Here is a 21,036-nt window from a genome sequence, read left to right as displayed (position 1 = left end):
GTTATTCCCCCTTACTCAAGGTGCGGTTAAGTGGAGCTGGTGCTGTCTGAGGTTTCACACTCTCCGTTTGTACCAGAGAACGACGTGGCAGCTTCCATTTATAATGAACAGAACACATCCGGAAGAACACAACTGCGGCGAAACATATTAACAGTCCAACGTTCGTTGTGAACCATCCCATACCTATGGCAAAACCAGCTGTTATTGCCCATACGGCATAAATTTCATCGCGCAGTACCAATGGCTTCCTGCCTGCCAGCAGATCACGAATGATTCCTCCGCCTATACCGGTCATCACTGCTGCTACAATAACTGCACTAATGGGATGTCCCATATTGGCCGCGTACAATGCCCCTTGAATCGCAAATGCCGCAAGTCCAATCGCATCGAACAGCGCTTCTGTCCGCTTCCAGTGACCAATCCACTTAAGAGGTAGGACAAATGCAATCGCTACAGATATTAGGGCGAGCATAATCAGCATTCCCTGACTCCACAGCATCGTTACGGGTACACCAATGAGAACATTACGAATGACTCCGCCTCCAAATGCGGTTACGAGTCCCAGTACCAGTACGCCCAAAATATCATATTCCTCTTCCATCGCCACGAAAGCTCCGGACATTGCAAATGCAATGGTACCTATAATGCTGAATACTTCAAAAATGTGCAAGTCCAACCTGTTCAAACCTCACTTTTCAAGTCATCTCCATGTCGCTCTACCCATTGTATCCGCGCATGCCGAAATTGTGCAACCACATTTTGTGGATTATACTGGTTTTGTGAATGATTTTTGCATCATTCTAACACCTTAATTAGAAGTGAATTGTTTCTTTATTGATTAGGAAGGATGGAATAGAATGACTAAGAAACGAATTGTTATTTTCACAGGCGGAAACCTCTCTCCTCAATTTCTACAAGAAATCGGTAAGGATGACATCATTATCGCAGCCGATCGTGGGGCGTTGTTCTTAATAGAAAATGGAATTCAGCCACATATCGCAGTAGGAGATTTCGATTCTATTACCGTGCAGGAACTGGAGCGTGTGCGAGATAACAGTGAACGGATAATCACCTGCGATCCTGTGCTTAAGGATTTGACGGATACCGAGATGGCATTTGAAACAGCACTGGATCTTGAGCCTACTGATATTCTTATGTTGGGCGCAACGGGCACACGCATGGATCATACTCTGGCTAACGTACATATTATGGTCCGCGCTATGCAGCATCATATTTCCTGTACTCTGCAGGATGAACACAATTATATGATGCTAACGACCTCCGAAGCTTTTGTGGAAGACCGTGGATATGAGTACATCTCCCTGCTCCCACTTACTAATGAAGTAACAGGTATTACACTGGAAGGTTTCATGTACCCGCTAGATCAAGCTACTATACGCATGGGACAGTCTTTGGGGATTAGCAACAAACTGCTCGGAAAGTCTGGCACCGTCTCAATCGATAGTGGGTTATTACTCATTATTCAGAGCAAAGATTAACCTTCTGTCTATACTTATTACGTTTTTGTAACCTATGATTTAGATTAAAAATAAGCATTTAAAATAACAAAGACCCTTGATATATCAAGGGTCTTTGTTATTTTTGTAGCATTCGAGGTTCGTCAATGATTAATTTTTTGACATTTTTAATGGTATTTTAATAAACAAACCCAAAACGTTGCGGCCCTAGGGATGAGAATGTCCCATCCAATTTCTAGGCTGTTACAAAGCTGTTATACTCGCTCTAGCAACTAAACGAAAACTAATTTTGGAGGTACTCACATGAAAACAAACATCTTTGTCCAAAAGGCCGTAACCGTCGGGTTGTGCGCTACATTAGGTTTTGGAGCTGTATTAATGACTAATGCACCTGTTGCACAAGCAGCAAGCGCTTCTGTATCCACAGGACAACAAATCGTGAACTATGGTAAAACCTTTACAGGAACTCCATATAAATTTGGTGCGTCAACTTCTACAACCAAAAATTTTGACTGCTCTTCATTTATGAAATACATCTTTAAAAAGTATGGTGTTGATTTGCCGCGTACATCCGTTAAGCAATCGAAAGAAGGCGTAGCTGTGTCTAAAGCAAATCTACGCGTTGGAGATCTGGTCTTCTTTTCTAGCGGTAGTCGCTCTACAGGCTCCAACATTACTCACGTAGGTGTATATGCAGGAGACGGAAAAGTTCTGCACACGTACGGATCACCAGGTGTTACTCTCTCCGACCTGAACTCGGGGAACTGGAAAAAAACTTATATTAAAGCTCGCCGCGTACTTTAACTCATAATCCGAAAATAACGAAGTGAGAGGGCCGGATCTGATGATCCGGTCCTCTTATATTTACCCAATGAAGTTCTCTGTCCAAACAGGTGTTATGTGGAAAACATTCACTGCTTTCGATGTTACCAACTCTTTTATTGGGTATGAAGCATATAACCCACTCCACGAACGGTATGAATTAGTTTGACACTCCTCCCTTTATCCACCTTCACCCGTAAATGTTTGATATACACATCCACCACATTGGTATCCATTGCAAAATCATACCCCCATACTTCCTTCAAAATAACGCTTCGGGGACACGCCTCGTTCACATGACGAGCCAGAAACTCCAGCAATTCGTATTCTTTCGGAGTCAACACCAAATATTCACCAGCACGACTTACTCGGCGCGAACGGAGATTGACCTTGAGATCATGTACTACAATGACTTCTTCATCTTCCTGAGTAGCCTGCGAGAACACACGTAAAAAATTCCGTATTCTGGCCATCATCACATTGCCGTGAATAGGTGCTTCCATCACATCATTAGCGCCGTAATCGAGCAATTCCACAATCAATTCTGGCGATATCTTGGGAGTTACCACAAGCAATGGCGATGTGACTCCTATGCGCACGAAAGACTCCAGTCCACTTTTCAGGGTATCTTCATGACATCCTTCATTTATTAATATGATCATATTGAGATTCGTGAGTGTTGGTTCAGAAAGACGGTTCAGATCTGTCCATTCCATTTGCTCGACCTGGTACCCTTCAGCACACAATATGCCTTGAATAAAAGAAACCAAATCGCCTCTGCCAACCAGTAATATGGATGTTTTCATTTTTTCACCCGGCCTGTCTTATACGCTACTACATTTGCTGGTTAAGACTACACTTGGTCTCCAGTCTACACATACATACTTGTGACCACTGTGCTTCGCAGCATTGTTGTATGTTTATCATGCCGTAAAATGAAAAAGTCCATTCCCCGAAGGAACGGACTCGGAACAATCATTTGATTTTTTTCTAACCAAAGTACCGGTGAACCAGCGTACGCGCCTCTGCCGTGTCTTTTGTTCCATGAACTAGGACGCGACCATCCTGAAAAATGACCATCCTGTGTGATCCAGTTGTAAAAGAAACCAAAAATGCATTAGCCTCCACTTTGCCTTCATCCAGCTTGCCAAGACGATCAGCCGTATGCTGTAAATCCAGATTCATCCGCCGTGAAGGGCGAATCTGAACCGTATCCCTGCCACATAATACGTCTGTTTTCTCCAGATTTGAGGCAGAGAGGTACGGAAAGTTAGCCTTTACTCCGCAGGAAGGACAATCTTCTTTTCGGGCACCGTCGACGTTAATGGATATGTATTCATTTCTCCACACATCGAATGATAACAACTTGCGTCTCAATGCACCTGAATTACCACTGAGAAGCTTCATCGCTTCGGCAGTCTGATTAGCCGTAACCATCTGCACCGCCTGAGGGATAATGCCTGACGTATCACAGGTATCCCCACCTAACGGAACCTCACCCAACAAACAGTTTAAACAAGGCGTTTCTCCAGGCAGAAACGTGTAGGTAATTCCATAACTCCCCACACATCCCCCATAAATCCAGGGAATACGATACTTCTGTGACATATCATTTATTAATAACCGGGTATCAAAATTATCTGTTGCATCCATGATCAAGTCTGCGTTTTGAACCAATTCCTCCAGTTCATCTACTCTGACGTCCATCACTTTGCCTACAACCTCAACAGTAGAATTAATGTCAGATAGACGATTCTTTGCTGCCATCGCTTTGGGCATTCGATGAATCGCGTCTTGCTCTATATATAATTGCTGTCGCTGTAGGTTGCTCCACTCCACATAGTCACGATCTGCAATGGTAATATGGCCAATTCCTGAACGTACCAGTGTTTCAGCAATGCCCGTACCAAGCGCGCCCGCTCCAACAATTAATACTTTACTGCTATTCAATCTATGCTGACCTTCCTTACCGATAGGTGCATACCGTTCCTGTCTGGAATAGCGGTCTCCCTGTTCAGAAGATTGTGTCTGATTAGTCATGTATGAACCATTCCTTCCGCCGGACTACTCGCTGCTGCATAGCGCTTAACGGGAATCATGCCTGCCTCATAAGCCAGTCTACCTGCTTCAACCCCCATTCGCATTGCCTTCGCCATCTTCACCGGATCTCCGGATCCGGAGACAGCCGTATTTAACAATACACCGTCAGCTCCCAGCTCCATTGCATGAGCAGCATCTTTAGGTGCACGAAGTCCTGCATCTACAATAACAGGAACGACGGCTTGTTCAATAATAATCTCCAGGTTATAGGGATTAATAATACCTCTTCCCGCCCCTATAGGTGATGCACCAGGCATAACAGCATGTACGCCGAGTAGTTGCAATCGCTTGGCCAAAATAACATCGTCCGAGATATAAGGCAGTACCGTAAAGCCCTTTTCAAGCAAGATTTCGCAAGCTTTATAGGTTTCAATTGGGTCAGGAAGCAAAGTAATTCCATCGCCGATAACTTCTACTTTTATCATATCACAAAGTCCTGACGCTCGAGCAAGTTCAGCGATTCGCACAGCTTCCTCTGCTGTTGAAGCACCCGCTGTATTGGGAAGCAGGGTATACCTTTTCAAATCAAGTGTGTCCAGAAAGTGCTGTTTGTTGCGATCTTCCAGATTCAATCGTCGAACTGCAAACGTCAATACTTCCGTACCTGAGGCCTCAACCGCCTGGCTCTGCACTTCCAAGTCCGAAAATTTACCTGTACCCAGCAGCAATCTAGATTCAAACGTATAATTTCCAATCCTCAGCATAATTCAACCGCCTCCCACAAAATGTACAATTTCAATTCGGTCTCCGTCTCTTAACGCCGTCGTTTCATGATATTCCCGCGTTAAAATTTGACGATTCAATTCAACCACGACTGTTTTTACTTGCAAATTAAATGAATGGAGCAATTTATCCACACGATTTAAGCTATCTTCAATTTGCATGGTTTGTCCGTTGACAGTGATGTTCACTGCAACATCTCCTTTCTGTTCAAACGTTCTGGACAAAGGTCCTGAATCCCCAGCTCTTCAGAGTTTTTACCACAAATTAAGTCAGCCATGAGGCTGGCTGTAATAGCACTAAGTAATATGCCGTTTCGATAGTGTCCAAAAGCAGCGAATAAACCAGGAACACTTTCACAAGCCCCTATATACGGAAGTCCATCCGGAGTCGAAGGACGTACACCAGCCCAGGCTCGGATAAAATGTGCTTCCTTCATGCCAGGTACCCAGTTTGTTGCAGCTGCGAGCAGCTTCTGAATGCCTTGCACCGAGACTTTCATATCTGTTCTTCCAGGAAGGCTTGTTGCACCGATCCATACTTCTCCATTGGCTTTGGGAACAATATATATATCCTCTGCATACACCGTTTTGTCAGGTCTGTAACCGACATGGTCGGGTGAAAACTGCACCGCTACAATTTCTCCCTTCACAGGCAAAATAGGCGACTTCAGACCCACATGTTTCATCAATTCTTCACCATGTAACCCTGTAGCAATAATGACATTTCTCGATGTCATCGTTCCTATTGAAGTCTCGATTCCTTGCACACCGTTTACATTCGTATGCAAACGGACATCCTGTACACCTTCCATCACCCTCGCACCCATAGCTTGAGCTGATCTGATATAAGCCTGTGTTAGATTGACGGGAAGAACCTCGCTCTCGGAAGGTCTGTAATACGCACCATACGTATCCCTGTTTAACCATGAAGCTTCCTGTTGGACAGCGACTCGATCCCACCAAATATGTTCTGTAGATAAGGTAGACGATCGATTATTTTTGTAACTGCTGACCTCACTGTATGAACGAAAAGGAGTAATAAAACCATGCTGTTGCAGCCCCATCTCCACTCCGCTAAGCGAACTGATTCGTCCCTTCTGCTCATGAAGCAAAGCTCTGCTCTTCCGTGCAAGCTTCGCCATTACAGTATGAGTGAATTCCTCACTGTCAGCAGCAAGCATCCCGGCGGCTGCACAGGAAGTTCCCCCAGCAATCCGTGCCCGCTCAACCAGAAGAACATCATGTCCTCGAGTAGCGAGTTCACATGCGATGGCACAACCGATAACTCCTCCACCTACAATAATGGTTTCTGCATGAAACTTGCCTCGAACTTCCGCTCCGACTTTACTTCCCGATACTATTCCTGGATGATGGCTTGAACGATTTCTGCTTCGACTTCTTGCTTCCTCTCTCATGATCTCATCTCCCTGGTTCGACATACCTCTCTGAATCCTCTATCGCCTGTCGCAATAAACACGCGGCCAGTTTCGGCTCATCGTTTGCCCAAATCGTTGAAATCACAGCGGCTCCTCTGGCACCAGCAGTTCGAATTGCAGCAATATTCTCAGGACTAATCCCGCCAATCGCGATCACCGGAATCGAAACATTGGAGCATACCTCAGCCAACGCACTAAGCCCTCTTGATTCGCAATTAGGTTTACTATTTGAAGCATAGACATGCCCATAGAAGAGATAATCCGCTCCACGTTCTTCTGCAATTTTTGCTTCTTCCAGAGAATGAACCGATATGCCTACGCGCAGCCGATCGACTCTCTTCAAGTCATCCTTATCGTAGCTGCGAATAACTGCTTGACCCCAATGCACACCACCAAGCGACGCATGTTGATCCAGCTGATCTGAGCCATTCATAATGATTCGGTTAGATGGAACACCTTGTGTTTTCAGACTTTGCGCCCAATACATCTGTTTCTCAAGGGCCAGCTTTTTTTCCCGAATGTGGATATAATCGACCCACCGCCATATATCCTTAGCAATATTCAGAAAAGAGTCCATGTCTCCTGTACCTGGTGAAACCACATGCAGTTCGAATGATCTTGTAGTTACATGTTCGTGGAAGATTGCCGTCCCGTTCGCCTCCTCTTGCATGATTTAAGCTGATACAAAACAAAAAAAGCCACTCCCGTAGGGGAGTGGCCACGAATGTAGAATTCATGGATCAACTGAATGACTGTCGCATGCAATTACTCTATACATAACACATAACAACTATAGAAACCAACCATAGTCGCAACGCTGTTACATAGAGAGTTGCATGATTCATCTTGCAGGCAATATCGTGAAGTCATCGATAAAGCTCTTTGTCATTAGTTGAAACGCGCCACTTCCCTACGCTGGTATGATCCAGATCAGGTACAAAGGGTCCGGAATCGCATTCTTCCATCTCAGCCGCATCGTGCGGCCCCCCTAGTGTTCATATGAAGCTGTAGCCTATGTTACCATAGACACCTTTTTTTGTCACCGTACATTTCCATTTATTACGTTATTGTTTTTCGGACCAAGCTTCAACATCCCACGTTTTGGTAACCCAACCTTCATAAAAATCAGGTTCATGGGATACGAGCAGCACGGTACCCTTGAATTCTTGCAAGGCACGTTTCAACTCTGCTTTAGCCGTTACATCCAAATGGTTTGTAGGCTCATCGAACAAAATCCAGTTACTTTCACGCATCAGAAGTTTACACAGACGAACTTTGGCTTGTTCACCACCACTAAGCGCGTTAAGCGGGCGGGTGATATGCTCATTTTTCAATCCACAACGTGCGAGATGCCCCCGGACTTCATTCTGTGTCAGATGAGAAAATTCGTTCCACACATCTTCGATTGGAGTAATATTACCTGCACGTACTTCCTGTTCGAAATAGGCTGTTTCCAGATAGTCACCCAAGAAAGTCTTACCGCTGATTGGTGGGATTTTCCCCAAGATAGTCTTGAGCAATGTGGATTTACCTACACCGTTACATCCAACAATGGCAATTTTCTCGCCACGCTCAATCGTCATCGTCATTTTAGGCAATAATGCATATGAATATCCAATTTCAAAATCAATACCCTCAAAGACGGTTTTACTACTCGCCCGGGCATCCTTGAATTTGAATGTGGGTTTAGCTGCTTCGTCTGGACGATCGATCCGTTCAATCTTACCGAGCTGCTTCTCACGGCTCTTGGCACGACCGGAAGTGGAAGCGCGGGCTTTGTTCCGCTGAATGAAATCTTCCTGCTTCTTGATAAACTCCTGCTGTTTCTCATAAGCATCAATATGCTGCGCCTTATTCATGTCGGCCATTTCAAGGAATTTGTTATAGTTCGCTGCATAACGCGTCAACTTGGCAAATTCCAGATGATAAATAACATTAACGACCTCATTCATAAACTCCGTATCATGCGAAATCAGAATAAACGCATACGGGTAATCCTTCAGGTAACGCGTCAGCCATTCGATGTGTTCCACATCGAGATAGTTCGTCGGCTCATCCAGCAGAAGTGCAGTTGGTTTCTCCAGTAAGAGCTTGGCAAGCAATACCTTCGTACGTTGACCACCACTAAGCGCGGCCACGTCACGATCTAGACCGATGGCGGACAAGCCCAGTCCATTTGCCATCTCTTCCACTTTCACATCAATCAGATAAAAATCACCTTGCTCCAATTGCTCCTGAATGTCACCCATTTCTTCCAGCAACAATTCGAGCTTGTCCGGATCGGCGTCTGCCATCTGATCCGTGATGGACATCATTTCCTTTTCCAACTCAAGCAAGGGCAGGAACGCATCCTTAAGCACATCACGAATCGTTTTTCCAGGTGTGAGCTTGGTATGCTGATCCAGATATCCATAACGAACTTTGGGGGTCCATTCAACCTTCCCTTCGTCCTTTAACAATTTCCCGGTAAGGATGTTCATCAGTGTGGACTTGCCTACACCATTTGCACCAACAAGGCCAACACGCTCTCCAGCAAGTAAACGAAAAGATACATTTTTAAATAACGTGCGGTCTCCAAAATTGTGACTCACGTTCTCTACTGACAATAAACTCATAAGATGAGGTTGCTCCTATCTATTGGACATTACTATCGTTCCGAAACCCTATTTTAGCACAGGTGTCGCCTTTTCTGAAAGTAATGTAAACATCTCATGCAACCTCGCTTTTATATTACCAAACAAACTGCCTTTATTTTATGGAACAGTTATACTCAAAATAACCTTGCGCTGCCGCTTGTTTAGCATTTGTAAACACTTCTTCGGCTCTGTAGCCATTGTTACATGTGGAAGGATAATAGTATTTAATTCCACTCACCGGATCAGCTCCGCCAACGATCGCTGTTTTCTTCACCAGTCTGCCACCACCAATGGCATAATTGTTAATCTTTTGGTTACCTACAGGTATTCCCTGAATAAAAGCCATAAGCCCCGTGTCATTAATCGAATTGTACCAATCTTCCTGAGAAATCAAAGGCATGGTAAAGGTATAGGAAACACCATTCCTTCTTGCAAACTCATTATGCCGGTTAATAACATCTGCCAAATCTTCCTGCACACTTGTCACGATCCGACTTCGTCTGATCTGCTCAAACGTCTCGGCATTTTGAAGCAGAGGGATTTGTGTGCTGGAGGCCAGTTCTTTCTGGAAACCTTCAACCCACATGCCCAAGCCTGCATCATAGGCATACACATACCCATCGAGTGTGAAGTTAAGACTGCTACCATTTGAATCAGAATATGTATAGGGCTTTTTTGGACTCCAAACTTGCCGGAATGAATCTTCAAGATCACCAGTCATCTCAATTTCGTTCGCCAAAATGTAGTACCCATCATAATCCAACACAACCATTGCAGGAATGTAATTAAACATGGCCCGTATAGCAGCAGGATCATCCTGGATCCCCATATTTAGCGCCATTGTTTGGGTAAAGGTAGTCAAGGCAAGCTCTTTGTCCGCTTTTACAAATTTGGTCGAATCATATCCTGCTTCATCGTTTTGCTTCTCATTTTGATGCATCACGGCCCCTGCATCCAGTACAGCAGTCTGAAGTGCCATCTTATATCGATTGCTTAAATATTGAGCCTCCTGGGCATTGTCTATATTGTGAGAAATAACCCACAATATAGGTAAAAAGATAAGCACAAACACAATAGAAAGATCAGTAATCTTCATTGAGCACCATACCCCCATATGTGGTAAACACAGCTGCAGCTTGCGCAGACCCGTTTAACCACTCACGAATCAGCATGGCAGGTGTGCGATTGGTGTTTTTGACGGTTACTGTGAAGAAATCCCCCATTGCCAGTGTATATCTGCGCCCAGGATCGTCTAAAGCCAGCACACCAGACGAAGGAAACAGCTTTGCTTTAATCTGGGCTGAATAATAGCCATCCTGCACAGTTTCATAGGTACCAGAAAATGTGCTCTGATCCATCGGATCTGCATAATGAGGAACATATTTTTTGTGCAAATGTTCCATGGAAATCTCATAGGCATTCCCCGTTCGGGCCATCTGTTCTTCGAACTCTGCATACATCGCAGGGGAGATGTATCCCTTTGTTCTGACTGCATCAACAAAACGGGTAACCGTCTGAACAACGGTCATGCGTGCCATATCATCCTGTCGATCTGCAGTCTCTGCTGCCGGATATACATATAGCAAAATCACTGCCAGCAAAACAGCAAGCAGCTTGGATGCAGCATTAATCAAGGTGTACTGGCCTCCTTCCAAAATGCAATCTTCAGCAGTTCGCCAGCTTCACTTCTTATGAACTCAGGTCTATACGAAGCAGAAAGTTGGACAGGTATGGTTCCTCTTCTGTTTACAAGGGGATCAATGACATATACACTCCCGTCCACCTCCACGCTGACCGCTGTTCCTGTCATTTGTCTAACAGTATGTAACACTTCCGCACCACTATAACGGATTGACTCACTTATACGTAGCGTGGTATTCAGCCGTCCTTCCATGTCAGCTGTCGTCTGCACCAAGTGATTCAAAGCGTCTGAAAGAACCCTAACATTCTGCTGCCCGTACAGGCAGGCTGTCACAAATAAGACAACCGCCGTACAGAACAACATGAGCTGCTGTGTATTCTGGGACATGTTAAACCAACTCCTGTCAGGATTGCTGGAAAATAAGTCCTCTTACCACATTGGATTTGTCTTTTACGATAATAGCTTTGAATTTACCACTTGGATTGACATATTGATTGTCTTTTTCACTCATGGTCTGGTTGATAACACCCACTTTTTCGTCAGGTTTAATAACAGAACCGTAATCTGCGTTATTGAGATCCTGGGATATGTTCAACTGATTGCCATACCATTGACCTCCCTTGTTTTTACCTGTAATAACTTGAATACCGAACTGATCCTTGTCCGCATATTTACGCAACGCGTTTGTGACTTGTGATCCGCTAATAGTAGTTCCGTCATACACGGTAAATGCAGCTTGGGACAACTCGGTCTGGATATCGGCAAAATTGTTTTGCGCTGTTTTGGTCGCCTCCTGAGCCGAAATAAACAATAGAACTACAATCGTAATAAGGGCGATGGTCAGAAAGATGCCAGCTGCCACCTTTAAAGCGCTTGATGCATTGTTCATAATAAATCCTCCAATATCGTTTTTAATTTATTTCAGACTGTGACGTAATGATCGTTACAGTTTCTGAATCTGTTCATAATACATGTTCATTTGCATGAAACTCATGCCTACCAGCGGAATGACCAGATAGAGGAAGATCAGGGCATACATCGGTGTAAACCCGATCATTCTTCCCCATGATGCTTTCACATCAATCATCTTGGTGTATTCCTGCTTCCGTTGTTCAAAATAAAAGGCCATCATGCTATCCAGATCATCAAATGCTTCTCGAATCGAAATTTTCCCAAGTGCAAGTTGCAGCTTTTCAACCAAACGTTGAAATTCAGGCAGCCCTGCATCTTCTTTTAATTGTTCAAGCGCATGCTCCGGCCCATGTTCAAAGTGCAACAGACATTTTTGTAGTGGCCTTTTGAAAATAACAGCAAAGCGATTGAGCCATTCCAATATCTCCTCTACAGACATACGGTCCATCTCTCGCAAGATCGATATAACCGTCTGAAACTGATAGATCTCATGCCTCATGTCCATACTTCTCATCTTTCGCTGGAACATCATGAGCCAGATCGGCATGTGGTAACCCGCTATACCTATCATCATTGCAATAATTAACTCCCACCAGTGGAGATATTGCTTGTTGTAACCTTCCAGCTTCTGCAGGATGCGTGCAATAGTTTCAGTCTGAGCATCATGATCCAGTGGAACGGGATTCACGGACTGCAATGCATTGGAGATCTCATCAAAAGTTGCTCCTCGCTTCATTTCGATGCGTTCGAGTACAGCTTGATCTAAGCTTGTCTTTTCTGTAGCCTGCTTTAACTCGGCCTCTCCCATCGCGCCAAACATCCGGTCATCTCTCACGGGATCATATAAGATATGATTTCGTTCAACCTGATGCAGCAACAAGACACAGCCAATGGTCAGGACAAAACAACTTGCAAATAACATCAGCCTTCGTATAGCCAGCCATTCATATTTCAGTTCCGAGCTACTTTCCCGCATCAGTCTTACGGTTTTACTGTAATTGGTACTACCAGGTTTGGCCGCGAACAACATCGCCACCTTACGAATGAACGTCTGCTTGTATAGGAACTGATCCATTCTGGAGTGTTTGCGCCCTGTTCGATAGCGTGTTTCATCATATTGCTGAAGTCTTTGCAAAAGCAGGTAGGCAAGTATGATAATGACGTAGATCGATATTTTGATTACAAACCCGATTTTGCTGCGATAGAATTCATCCATAGTTGGAAAACTTCCTCTGGCCCAACGTTCAATTGGAGCTGTGAAAAGAACGGGAGCCAGAGCGATGAAATTCAACCCTTTTAACAAATAGTCCAATTTGTCCCGCCGCAAAATTTCCAGATGAATTTCCTGCGTCAGATTCCCCAGCCCTTTCAAGTAAATCGAACCCTGTGCTCTGTCTATATCCCCGAACTCCATCACCATATATGAAATACCGGCGAAACCTTTAAGAAAGCGATTTGGCGCAATCTCGTAGTATCGTTCCAAAGCTTCGTTAGGATCTGGAGAAGTCAATGCTTCATAGATCAACAGCACTTGCTCAGCAGCCTCTCCTTTACCTGCTTCCGCTGCTTCATACAGTGCTTCCTCTACCATTCCATGCTGATGATACCGATGTCTCACGTCGGCAAACAGGTCCAGCATCTGTACCAACAGTCGTTTCTCCATACGATTCAGACACATATCCAGTACAAGGCTGTTTAGAACTACAGCACAGAGTACTGACAAAATGACAAAGGCGATACCCGGCTGCATAAGAAAAAGGATTATACTGATACTCCCGTATCCTCCGAGGATCATTAAGACCACACTCATAGTCATTCGTCTTAATGATGGTTCGTCGCCCACATGCCGGAATGAAATTCGTTTCTGTACTTGCAGAATATAGGAAGAGAGAAGCGGCACTTTCATGCCCCAGCGATAAGACTGTAACAGGAACGATCCCCACCGCAGCGTACGATTTCCGTTTAGCGTAACGATCCCGATAGATTTACTTGCATTGTCTCCTCCTCTGTGACGTAACAGGTTCAGTATAAGTAGCGTGATTATCAAGCCACCTGCACATATCCCCAGCACCAAGAGAAGAACAAACTTAACGGTCATAGGTATCACCCCAATGTTGCTTGATGAACTGTTCGAACAGCGCAGCGTCCTGCAGTGTCATCTGATCCCGCATATCCGTAATGCTTCCTATGGAGATCGGAGCTGTAGCGACGTAATTTCCATCCCTGTACTCGATCACATTGCGAAACGTAAATCCCGCCCGTTCCTCCACGCTATCCCCTTTATTCGCACGTGGCAGACACTCCGTAATTCGTTCGATATATCTTCGTCCCTCTGCGTCCTTTTTCATATGTACATCAAAATTAATGACACTTACTACTTGCTCCTCGGCAATATGTTCATGTTGGAACATACCTGTTTTGAGCAGTGAATTACGGAGGGAGAAAACCAGATCACGAAACGTTTTGGCATGATGGGTAAACAGGGTGAACAGACTGGCAACCTGGGACATCTGAATCATCCATGCGGCTACTTCGTCACTTGCGACCTCACCAAGAATATTTACAGTACCATCGGTCTTTTTCTGTAAGTCCAGTCCCTGTTGACCTGAGATGTGCTCCGTCTCCCGGAAACTTAGTATGTTACGCCGACTGTATATACGCCGAAGCTGTAACTCAAAAGCCATCTCCTGTACACGCAGGGTATACGAAGCGTAAATATGCTTCACCATTGCCATAAGTAGTGTCGTTTTACCCGATCCCTGTGCTCCTGTTACAGCTGTGATTCGACTGCCTTTCATCAAATATTGCAGCAAGGTTATTGGCAGATCTGCGTTGTTACCAGTAATCAACTGTTCCAGTGAAGCATTGGGAATATCGAATTTCCGGACAAAGAATGCCCATGATTCGGCAAAGGGAGGACGTACAACAACGACACGTGATCCATCCTTCATCTCGTTCACCTTGTATCCATTCGCCTCCGAAAGCTGTCCCGGATAGTTGTATTTATAAATATTCTGACATACCCTCTTCAGTTCACGGATATTGCCAAATGACAGGAAGGACAGATGAATGGACTTACCTTTATAGAAAATCCAGACACTTTCCATTCCACTAAGTGGTTCTTCGAGGGGAGCATCCTCAAGTCCATCCGTGAGCAAATCATTCCACGAAGCTGGCTGCCTTAGCCCCATATCCTGAAGAGCATCCAGCATGCCGCTCACACCACCACTAACGCCATCTATTCGTTGATCTCTTATTTCATCAACCACCGAGAAACCTTTATAATGCTGGTAGATCCGTTGAACGATGATATCTGTTTTTTCTCTGAATCCAAGCTCTCTATACTCACACTCAAAAACATACCGGATGTCCTCCTCGGAGATATAGTAGCTTCCTCCGTCGTCTGTACCCTCACTCAGCCTCAATCTGCCAAGATCATAAGTGTCAATCATGCGTGACAAGGCATCGACACCAAATTGCTGCCGGTATAGATAAAACACGATTTCGAATTGATCCTGGACCGTCAGTAACTCAGTGTCTCCGAAATAAATGACCTCATCGATATTGGACTTATTCAGTCCTATACTGCGAGTAAGCAGATCACCTATCAGATTTTTGACATACGTTTTGTCACTGATGCTTCCTGATACACAACCTTTAAGCGCCTTGCGCATCTCGGCACGCTGATTGATTCTTCGGCGATATTCTTCTTCATGCAATCCTGCATCCGCAAGTTGACTATGACTAAGCTCATGAAGCGAGTTCTTTACTTTCTCTGTCAGCACTTCAATCGTGAAGGATTCGCGCTCAGGAGCACGGTTATTTTTTTCACGATGAGAAGCTCTGTATTTGAACCAAACATATGCAAGGCATAACAGCAAAATTAAAATTAACCATAGGGTATTCCAGAGCATCAGATGTTCAGGCTCCCCTTTCCAACCTTTTTAGTACGGTACGCATCCCTGCCCCATCCATAATAAGACGAGCAAGTTCAGCCATACTCGCGGCAAAGCTCCCTTTACGAATATCTTTATTGTTGCTCAGACCTTCCAATTGCAAGTATGCAGCCGCATCACGACGATTGAAAGCATCTAGAAATCCGGTGGTATAAGGCAACACCGATATCGAGCCTTTGTATCGAAAACGCCGACGAATATTGGTAATGGTTGCTCGTGAATGTGGGTCATACTTATTCAGCACGATGTGCAGCTTCTGATCACCCATGCTTTCGGGTCTGATTTTTTCAAAAAAATACTCCAGATCCCTCATATTTTGATTCAGGTTCACCACAACATAGTCCGCTTGATCCAGCAAAACCTGATCACTAGTGCCTGCGCGATCTGCATCGAGAAGAACCAGATCATAATATTCATTGGCTACGTGCAGCAGCCTTTTTAATGTCTCCACATGCTCTTCTGTTGAACGTTCCGATCTGTTAATTCTACCAGTCAACAAATCCAGACGGTCATTGAGGAGCGGCTTGGTATAATCCCTCAAATTATGCTTATTCAAACTTCCGCTGATATGCAGCCGTTCCACAGCATCCCATCCCCCCTCCTCGAATGTAAATACAGATCCTGTGTCCTCTATTTCTTTAGGTGGGAGGGCAGCTTCCGTACTGCTCCCGACTGGACCTGTATTTACAAGCAAAATTCTTGTCCTATATTGAAGGGCCATCGAATAGGCGCCAATTAACGCACTTGAGGTGCTGCCTGTTCCTGCAAAAGGACTCCAAAACGTAATGGTGCTCATGCTCTCATCCTTTCTGCTTCTTTAATGGCCCGGCGACTCTGGACATTTTCCCATCCGGTCAACTGCTCCACTAACCTGCATAGCGATTTTTTATAGTTCCGTGACAATGGCCCCAGGCGAATACGGCGATGATGCTCGTTTTCCAATTTGACTGCTGCAGTCAGTTCATCCCAAGGCAACATCAGCGATTCCCCTGTCCATACAAATGGACTACCTTCCAGATACGCCCACAAATATCGAGCTTCCAGTTTGCAATCAACGGCATTAATCAAAATGCGCTGAAAAGGTAGTTCTGCTGGCAGGGACTGTTCTTCAAGCAAACGCTTGAGCCACCCTTTACCTCGTTCCAGATTGTAACGTTCATAGTCACTGACCCAGACACGAGTATCTGCCGTGAGCCATAGATCACGTGATGCAAAGTGTGATGTTTCCATGTCGTAAAGGACGTAATCATAACTCTCTAATTTCTCGCCATTCGCTTCAAGATGACTCTCAACCGCTGTTGAAGTTACGAACTGACAAGCGATATCAAAACCTTCAAATTCTGTAATACGCAGAGATTGCTGACTTTCCCCAACGCCGTATCCATATTTCTGTTGTAATGTTCCATCAACAAGCAAGACACGTTTACCGGAGGACGCTAGTATTTTGCAAAGGTACAGCATCAGGTCATTCTTCTCGCATAACCCAGCAAAGATCCATGTTTGCATAGCTATCGAATCCCCTTTTAAGTTCTTTTATGCGTTGTTACATGTATAACAAATTTCACCCCTCCGTCTTACTCCCCACCCGTCAGTAAACTTTTCTGCTCATCCGAACTTGAAGTTGATGCTGAAGAATCATTGCTGGCATTTCCAGTCGCTCCACCGCTACCTGAACCGTCATTCCAGATGACCCCCTCAGTAGATGAAGAGTTATTCGCTCCAGGGCGACTATTGTATGAAACGGAGGACTGCGCAACGTCCTGCTCCACACCTTGGGATGGCGCTGAAATGGATGCAGCGAGTGAGCTTTCTAACGAACTCCGTACCTGCCGTGCCAACTCCACCTCAGCCCGGCGCACAAGATTAGGATCACTCTCCAACAGTTTTAACACTTCATTGTTGGCAGGGTATGTCGGGATTGCTGGTGTCTGGAACTGTGGTTCTACATAGGTTAGGGCATAGATTGAAGCTTTATGTAAATAGGCATCTACAATTGCACTTGAAAGGGACAGGATCTCCTCCTCCGTCATCGTAATCCATAGCGTAGCTGCATTTAATCTTTCGACTTTCTTTTTGGACAGGAGAATGTAGTCTTGACCCGTTGGAAACTGAATACGAATATCAATGATATCTCCCTTAGCAAGTGAAGACGGTAATAACACAACCTGTAGTTCACGATTTCTTAAATCCGGCGGTGCGGGGGTATCTTCATACACCATTTCAGTTGTAATGGCTGTTCCCTTTTTTAATTCTATTTTCGCCACTTGACCATCCATCTGCTTGGAGCTGGACCACAGATTCCTTGGTGCCTGTGCATCTGGAACGGCTATCAGTTTGATATCCTCGGGCAATATCGGCTCTCCTGCTTCAACATCCCGTATAGTTACCCATCCCTGTGCCCCCGAGTTCCATTGTTGCATCAATTCAGCTTCTTTTTGTTCGTAGGCTGATGAGTAACGGGCCTCCACTTCAGCCCTCGTATCACTCATGGTTTTGACATTGTAAATGACATATGCCCCAAACAATAAACCGATTGCTCCTGCTCCCGTCAATCCAGCGTAAATCAGTTGACGGCTTTGTTTTCTTAATTTAGACAAAAGAGGCTCTCCTTTCGCAATCTCTTCTAATCATGTACTCTTTTTCTTGCAAAGAATGAACGTTTCATGGGAAGCTGCCCCATCATATGAGTCAGAATATGCGCAAAAACCTTATCCATCTGCGGTTCCCGATCAAAAGGATCGATATGTAAAGGCAAACCGTAGACACTGGAAGTGTCCAACGTTTTGCGCATGCGCTGAACGGCATCAGCCGCTGCCAGTGGTAGGCAGTAGATCCATTTGTCTCGCGGGTACCGGTTGTGTGAACGAACAAAAGATCCAATCTCAGCTTGTCTCCATTCGGCACCGGAACCTATAACAATGGGCAAGTCAGCTCTAAGAAACTCTTCAAGCCGGTTCTGATCCTGACCACTGCCCAGATCCATCACAATGAACTGATAGCTGCCTCCTAATAAAGATAAGATGTCTGCACGTCCCGATTGTTTCCAGTAATGTACACCATCCACTGCAAACTGTCTGCCTGCTGGCACGGGTTTACCTGCATGCGCCACTTGTTGAATCCGTGCAAACGATTGGGAACGTGGTGACATCTCGATTATGGCCACTTTGAAGTTCTGCCGCTCCAGATAGTGACTGATGGCTATGGCCGTATGCGTAACCCCAACACCGGATGATGCCCCTGTCAAAGCGATTACTCTTGTCCCTCCGCTTATCGTCACCATCGTTTCTGAACCAACAGACGCTATTCCCGGTCTGCGCAGCAGCTCCTTACGAACTTCATCAGCCGATTGAAAGCGTTCATTCGGATTCAGTCGCAACAATCTTCTCGCAACAGGAATATAGGTACGTGGAACATCGCTGCGAATGGAACTCTCTACTCCCTGAATCCATTCCGTATAAGTCCCACAAGTCATGAGATAGAGCAGCAATGCTCCAAGCCCATAAAGGTCAGAACGCGCATCCGTCTGTCCTGAACCATATTGTTCTGGTGCAGCGAAGCCGGCCGTTCCCAATTTAACCGTATCATCGACTCTTTGTGCTTTATAACTCCGCGCTATACCAAAATCAATCAGTCTGACTTCATGTTCTGGTGTAATCATAATGTTGGATGGTTTCAAATCCCGGTAGATGACAGGTGGGTCCAGACTGTGCAAATAACTTAATACATCTAGTAGCTGAAGCACAAACTCCGTCATATGTTCAAGCGGAATCTTCCCACGACATTGCTTGAAATAGTCACTAAGTGTCAATCCCTCAATGTACTCCATCACAAGATAGGTATACCCGTGCTCATCAGGAACAAAAAAATCTACGATTTGCGGCAATCTGGGATGCCTCAGAGATGTAAGAAGAGCAGCTTCTGACTCCATACTGCCTTCGTATGGCATCGCCGTCACGCTTTCTTTGATCGCCCAGGTTTTGCCTGGCAACTTCAAATCCTCTGCTTCATATACATGGCTCATGCCACCTGAACCTAGAATGGACACAATACGATACCTTCCTCCCAGCAGGCTTCCACGCTCGAGCCTGGCCGGATGTCTCATATAGACTCCCCCTTATGTGCATAACAAAAAAGGGAAAGCTTCACCGAAGCGGAACAGACCGGATATCCGGACTCTTCACTTCGGGATGCTTTCCCTCAACTTGTTATGGTTAATATTGGTATCATTATAGTATAGGCAATAAGGTATTGTAAAGCATAAAATTTAACGCCTTTAATATCTTAATACTTAATCATATATAGCGTGATTTCTTCACGGTTGTGAAACAACTGTTTGGAACGTTGAATCTGCATTCGGGAGCGCTCAAATGTTTCGATGACTTCTTTAATCAACGCAAGCGGCTTCTTATGCAGTAACTTCACTGTCACAACTGCTGTTCCCCCTGATTGAAGACTGTATAACAGATCCGATATAAGACGGCTCATCAGCTTGGGACTCCAGCTCATATCACATACGAGCAGATCGAATTCCCCTTCGCGGAAACGTACATCACCGGCATTTTTTTTCAAAAAGGTGAGTTTAGGCGATTCCAGCAGAGTCGCATCCATCTTGGCCGGATCAACAGCTGTAACTTCAAGCCCGCGCTCTAGCAGGAAAGAGGTCCATCCACCTGGTGCAGCACCGATGTCCAATGCTTTGTGGAAAGAAGTAAAGTCGATGCCAAATGTCTGCTCCGCTTCAAGCAATTTGAATTTGGCCCGAGAGATTTGGCCCTCTTCCTTCTGAAAACGAACTGCTCCGCCACTCCAGTCCGACAGATTTTGATCCGGTCTGGATACACCGGCATACAACATATCATCCGCAACGAAGACAGATATAACATGATCCGCATCACGAACAACCCACTCACAACCAAGGTCATCCATTTTCTCGGTCAAGAGCTGTTTCAATGAAGCAGCGTTCTCCTGCCAGAAGGCACTTTCCGTTTTGCGAACTTGTAATGCAACTTTAGTGCCTGTTAACTCTGTATGGTTCAACACAAATGAAATCAATTTTTCCATTGCTTGCGCTGAATCTTCCGTATTTTCCTGAAATTGAACAGGTTGAATATGACGTAAAAACGTCGGGCTTTCTTCCAAAAGCTTGATCGCTACCTCTTCTTCCGCAATTGGAAGACCGGCAAGCAGAATCTCACCTGGTACGAGTACCGTGCTCTTTACTGCCCCAAACGTACGGCGCAATTCCTCCTGAGCATAGGGCGCAAAACCATGATTGGCTGTGCAAATAAAACGGGAGAAGTTTCCTTCACCCCAAGATGACTGTGTACTCAAA

21 protein-coding genes and 1 riboswitch are annotated in these 21,036 nt (G+C 45.1%); of the genes, 2 read left to right on the top strand and 19 right to left on the bottom strand.

Annotation, left to right across the window (positions count from 1 at the left end):
- Position 1: 1 nt before the first annotated feature.
- Complete coding sequence (locus G3352_RS22230) at positions 2–676, bottom strand: trimeric intracellular cation channel family protein (protein ID WP_275898456.1); 675 nt, start codon at positions 674–676, stop codon at positions 2–4.
- Positions 677–857: 181 nt separating this feature from the next.
- Here G3352_RS22230 and G3352_RS22225 point away from each other — a divergent pair, with 181 nt between their 5' ends.
- Together G3352_RS22225 and G3352_RS22220 are read left to right on the top strand one after the other, a co-directional pair.
- On the top strand, positions 858–1,499 hold the full coding sequence (locus G3352_RS22225; protein ID WP_163759967.1) for a thiamine diphosphokinase: 642 nt from the start codon (positions 858–860) through the stop codon (positions 1,497–1,499).
- A gap of 282 nt (positions 1,500–1,781) precedes the next feature.
- Positions 1,782–2,282 (top strand): C40 family peptidase, encoded by a 501-nt coding sequence (locus G3352_RS22220; RefSeq protein ID WP_076289124.1) that lies wholly within the window; start codon positions 1,782–1,784, stop codon positions 2,280–2,282.
- Positions 2,283–2,416: 134 nt separating this feature from the next.
- Here G3352_RS22220 and G3352_RS22215 read toward each other — a convergent pair whose 3' ends face one another.
- The 18 genes from G3352_RS22215 to G3352_RS22130 all read right to left on the bottom strand — a co-directional run bounded on the left by G3352_RS22215 (position 2,417) and on the right by G3352_RS22130 (position 21,035).
- Positions 2,417–3,106 carry a winged helix-turn-helix domain-containing protein gene (locus tag G3352_RS22215; RefSeq protein ID WP_163759963.1) on the bottom strand — a complete coding sequence of 230 codons (690 nt, stop codon included), beginning with the start codon at positions 3,104–3,106 and terminating at the stop codon, positions 2,417–2,419.
- Positions 3,107–3,290: 184 nt separating this feature from the next.
- Positions 3,291–4,340, bottom strand: a complete 1,050-nt coding sequence (locus tag G3352_RS22210) for a ThiF family adenylyltransferase (RefSeq protein WP_163759960.1) — start codon at positions 4,338–4,340, stop codon at positions 3,291–3,293.
- Positions 4,337–5,104: a thiazole synthase gene (locus G3352_RS22205; RefSeq protein WP_163759957.1), complete on the bottom strand. Its 768-nt coding sequence runs from the start codon at positions 5,102–5,104 to the stop codon at positions 4,337–4,339. The genes G3352_RS22210 and G3352_RS22205 overlap by 4 nt, the downstream gene beginning before the upstream one ends.
- A gap of 3 nt (positions 5,105–5,107) precedes the next feature.
- A complete protein-coding gene (thiS, locus tag G3352_RS22200; RefSeq protein ID WP_163759954.1) occupies positions 5,108–5,311 on the bottom strand; it encodes a sulfur carrier protein ThiS in 204 nt (67 codons plus the stop codon).
- The gene (gene thiO, locus G3352_RS22195; protein ID WP_163759951.1) at positions 5,308–6,537 is read right to left on the bottom strand and encodes a glycine oxidase ThiO; all 1,230 of its coding nucleotides are present in this window, start codon (positions 6,535–6,537) and stop codon (positions 5,308–5,310) included. Before thiO ends, thiS begins: the two co-directional genes overlap by 4 nt.
- A gap of 4 nt (positions 6,538–6,541) precedes the next feature.
- A complete protein-coding gene (locus G3352_RS22190; protein WP_163759948.1) occupies positions 6,542–7,228 on the bottom strand; it encodes a thiamine phosphate synthase in 687 nt (228 codons plus the stop codon).
- Between the two features lie 220 nt (positions 7,229–7,448).
- Positions 7,449–7,558, bottom strand: a riboswitch (TPP riboswitch).
- Positions 7,559–7,622: 64 nt separating this feature from the next.
- Positions 7,623–9,173 (bottom strand): ABC-F family ATP-binding cassette domain-containing protein, encoded by a 1,551-nt coding sequence (locus G3352_RS22185; protein WP_076289118.1) that lies wholly within the window; start codon positions 9,171–9,173, stop codon positions 7,623–7,625.
- 133 nt (positions 9,174–9,306) lie between these two features.
- The gene (locus G3352_RS22180; RefSeq protein WP_163759945.1) at positions 9,307–10,290 is read right to left on the bottom strand and encodes a hypothetical protein; all 984 of its coding nucleotides are present in this window, start codon (positions 10,288–10,290) and stop codon (positions 9,307–9,309) included.
- Complete coding sequence (locus G3352_RS22175; protein WP_163759941.1) at positions 10,277–10,828, bottom strand: hypothetical protein; 552 nt, start codon at positions 10,826–10,828, stop codon at positions 10,277–10,279. The genes G3352_RS22180 and G3352_RS22175 overlap by 14 nt, the downstream gene beginning before the upstream one ends.
- Positions 10,825–11,223 carry a hypothetical protein gene (locus tag G3352_RS22170; RefSeq protein WP_163759938.1) on the bottom strand — a complete coding sequence of 133 codons (399 nt, stop codon included), beginning with the start codon at positions 11,221–11,223 and terminating at the stop codon, positions 10,825–10,827. The genes G3352_RS22175 and G3352_RS22170 overlap by 4 nt, the downstream gene beginning before the upstream one ends.
- A gap of 16 nt (positions 11,224–11,239) precedes the next feature.
- Complete coding sequence (locus G3352_RS22165) at positions 11,240–11,725, bottom strand: ABC transporter permease (protein WP_076289114.1); 486 nt, start codon at positions 11,723–11,725, stop codon at positions 11,240–11,242.
- Positions 11,726–11,779: 54 nt separating this feature from the next.
- Positions 11,780–13,846 carry a hypothetical protein gene (locus G3352_RS22160; protein WP_163759935.1) on the bottom strand — a complete coding sequence of 689 codons (2,067 nt, stop codon included), beginning with the start codon at positions 13,844–13,846 and terminating at the stop codon, positions 11,780–11,782.
- Positions 13,836–15,662, bottom strand: a complete 1,827-nt coding sequence (locus G3352_RS22155) for an ATPase, T2SS/T4P/T4SS family (protein WP_163759932.1) — start codon at positions 15,660–15,662, stop codon at positions 13,836–13,838. Before G3352_RS22155 ends, G3352_RS22160 begins: the two co-directional genes overlap by 11 nt.
- A gap of 7 nt (positions 15,663–15,669) precedes the next feature.
- Positions 15,670–16,500: a ParA family protein gene (locus G3352_RS22150; RefSeq protein WP_163759929.1), complete on the bottom strand. Its 831-nt coding sequence runs from the start codon at positions 16,498–16,500 to the stop codon at positions 15,670–15,672.
- Entirely contained in the window at positions 16,497–17,210 is a 714-nt protein-coding gene (locus G3352_RS22145) for a hypothetical protein (protein ID WP_163759926.1), read from the bottom strand. Before G3352_RS22145 ends, G3352_RS22150 begins: the two co-directional genes overlap by 4 nt.
- A gap of 68 nt (positions 17,211–17,278) precedes the next feature.
- On the bottom strand, positions 17,279–18,301 hold the full coding sequence (locus G3352_RS22140; protein ID WP_163759923.1) for an SAF domain-containing protein: 1,023 nt from the start codon (positions 18,299–18,301) through the stop codon (positions 17,279–17,281).
- A 26-nt stretch (positions 18,302–18,327) separates the two neighbouring features.
- Entirely contained in the window at positions 18,328–19,806 is a 1,479-nt protein-coding gene (locus G3352_RS22135) for a serine/threonine protein kinase (protein ID WP_163759920.1), read from the bottom strand.
- Positions 19,807–19,985: 179 nt separating this feature from the next.
- A complete protein-coding gene (locus G3352_RS22130) occupies positions 19,986–21,035 on the bottom strand; it encodes an SAM-dependent methyltransferase (RefSeq protein ID WP_163759917.1) in 1,050 nt (349 codons plus the stop codon).
- Position 21,036 lies beyond the last annotated feature (1 nt).

Source organism: Paenibacillus sp. ALJ109b (assembly GCF_010747435.1).
Lineage (GTDB): Bacteria > Bacillota > Bacilli > Paenibacillales > Paenibacillaceae > Paenibacillus > Paenibacillus taichungensis.
Note: the sequence above shows the minus strand (reverse complement) of the source record. Positions and strands in the feature narration are given on the sequence as shown.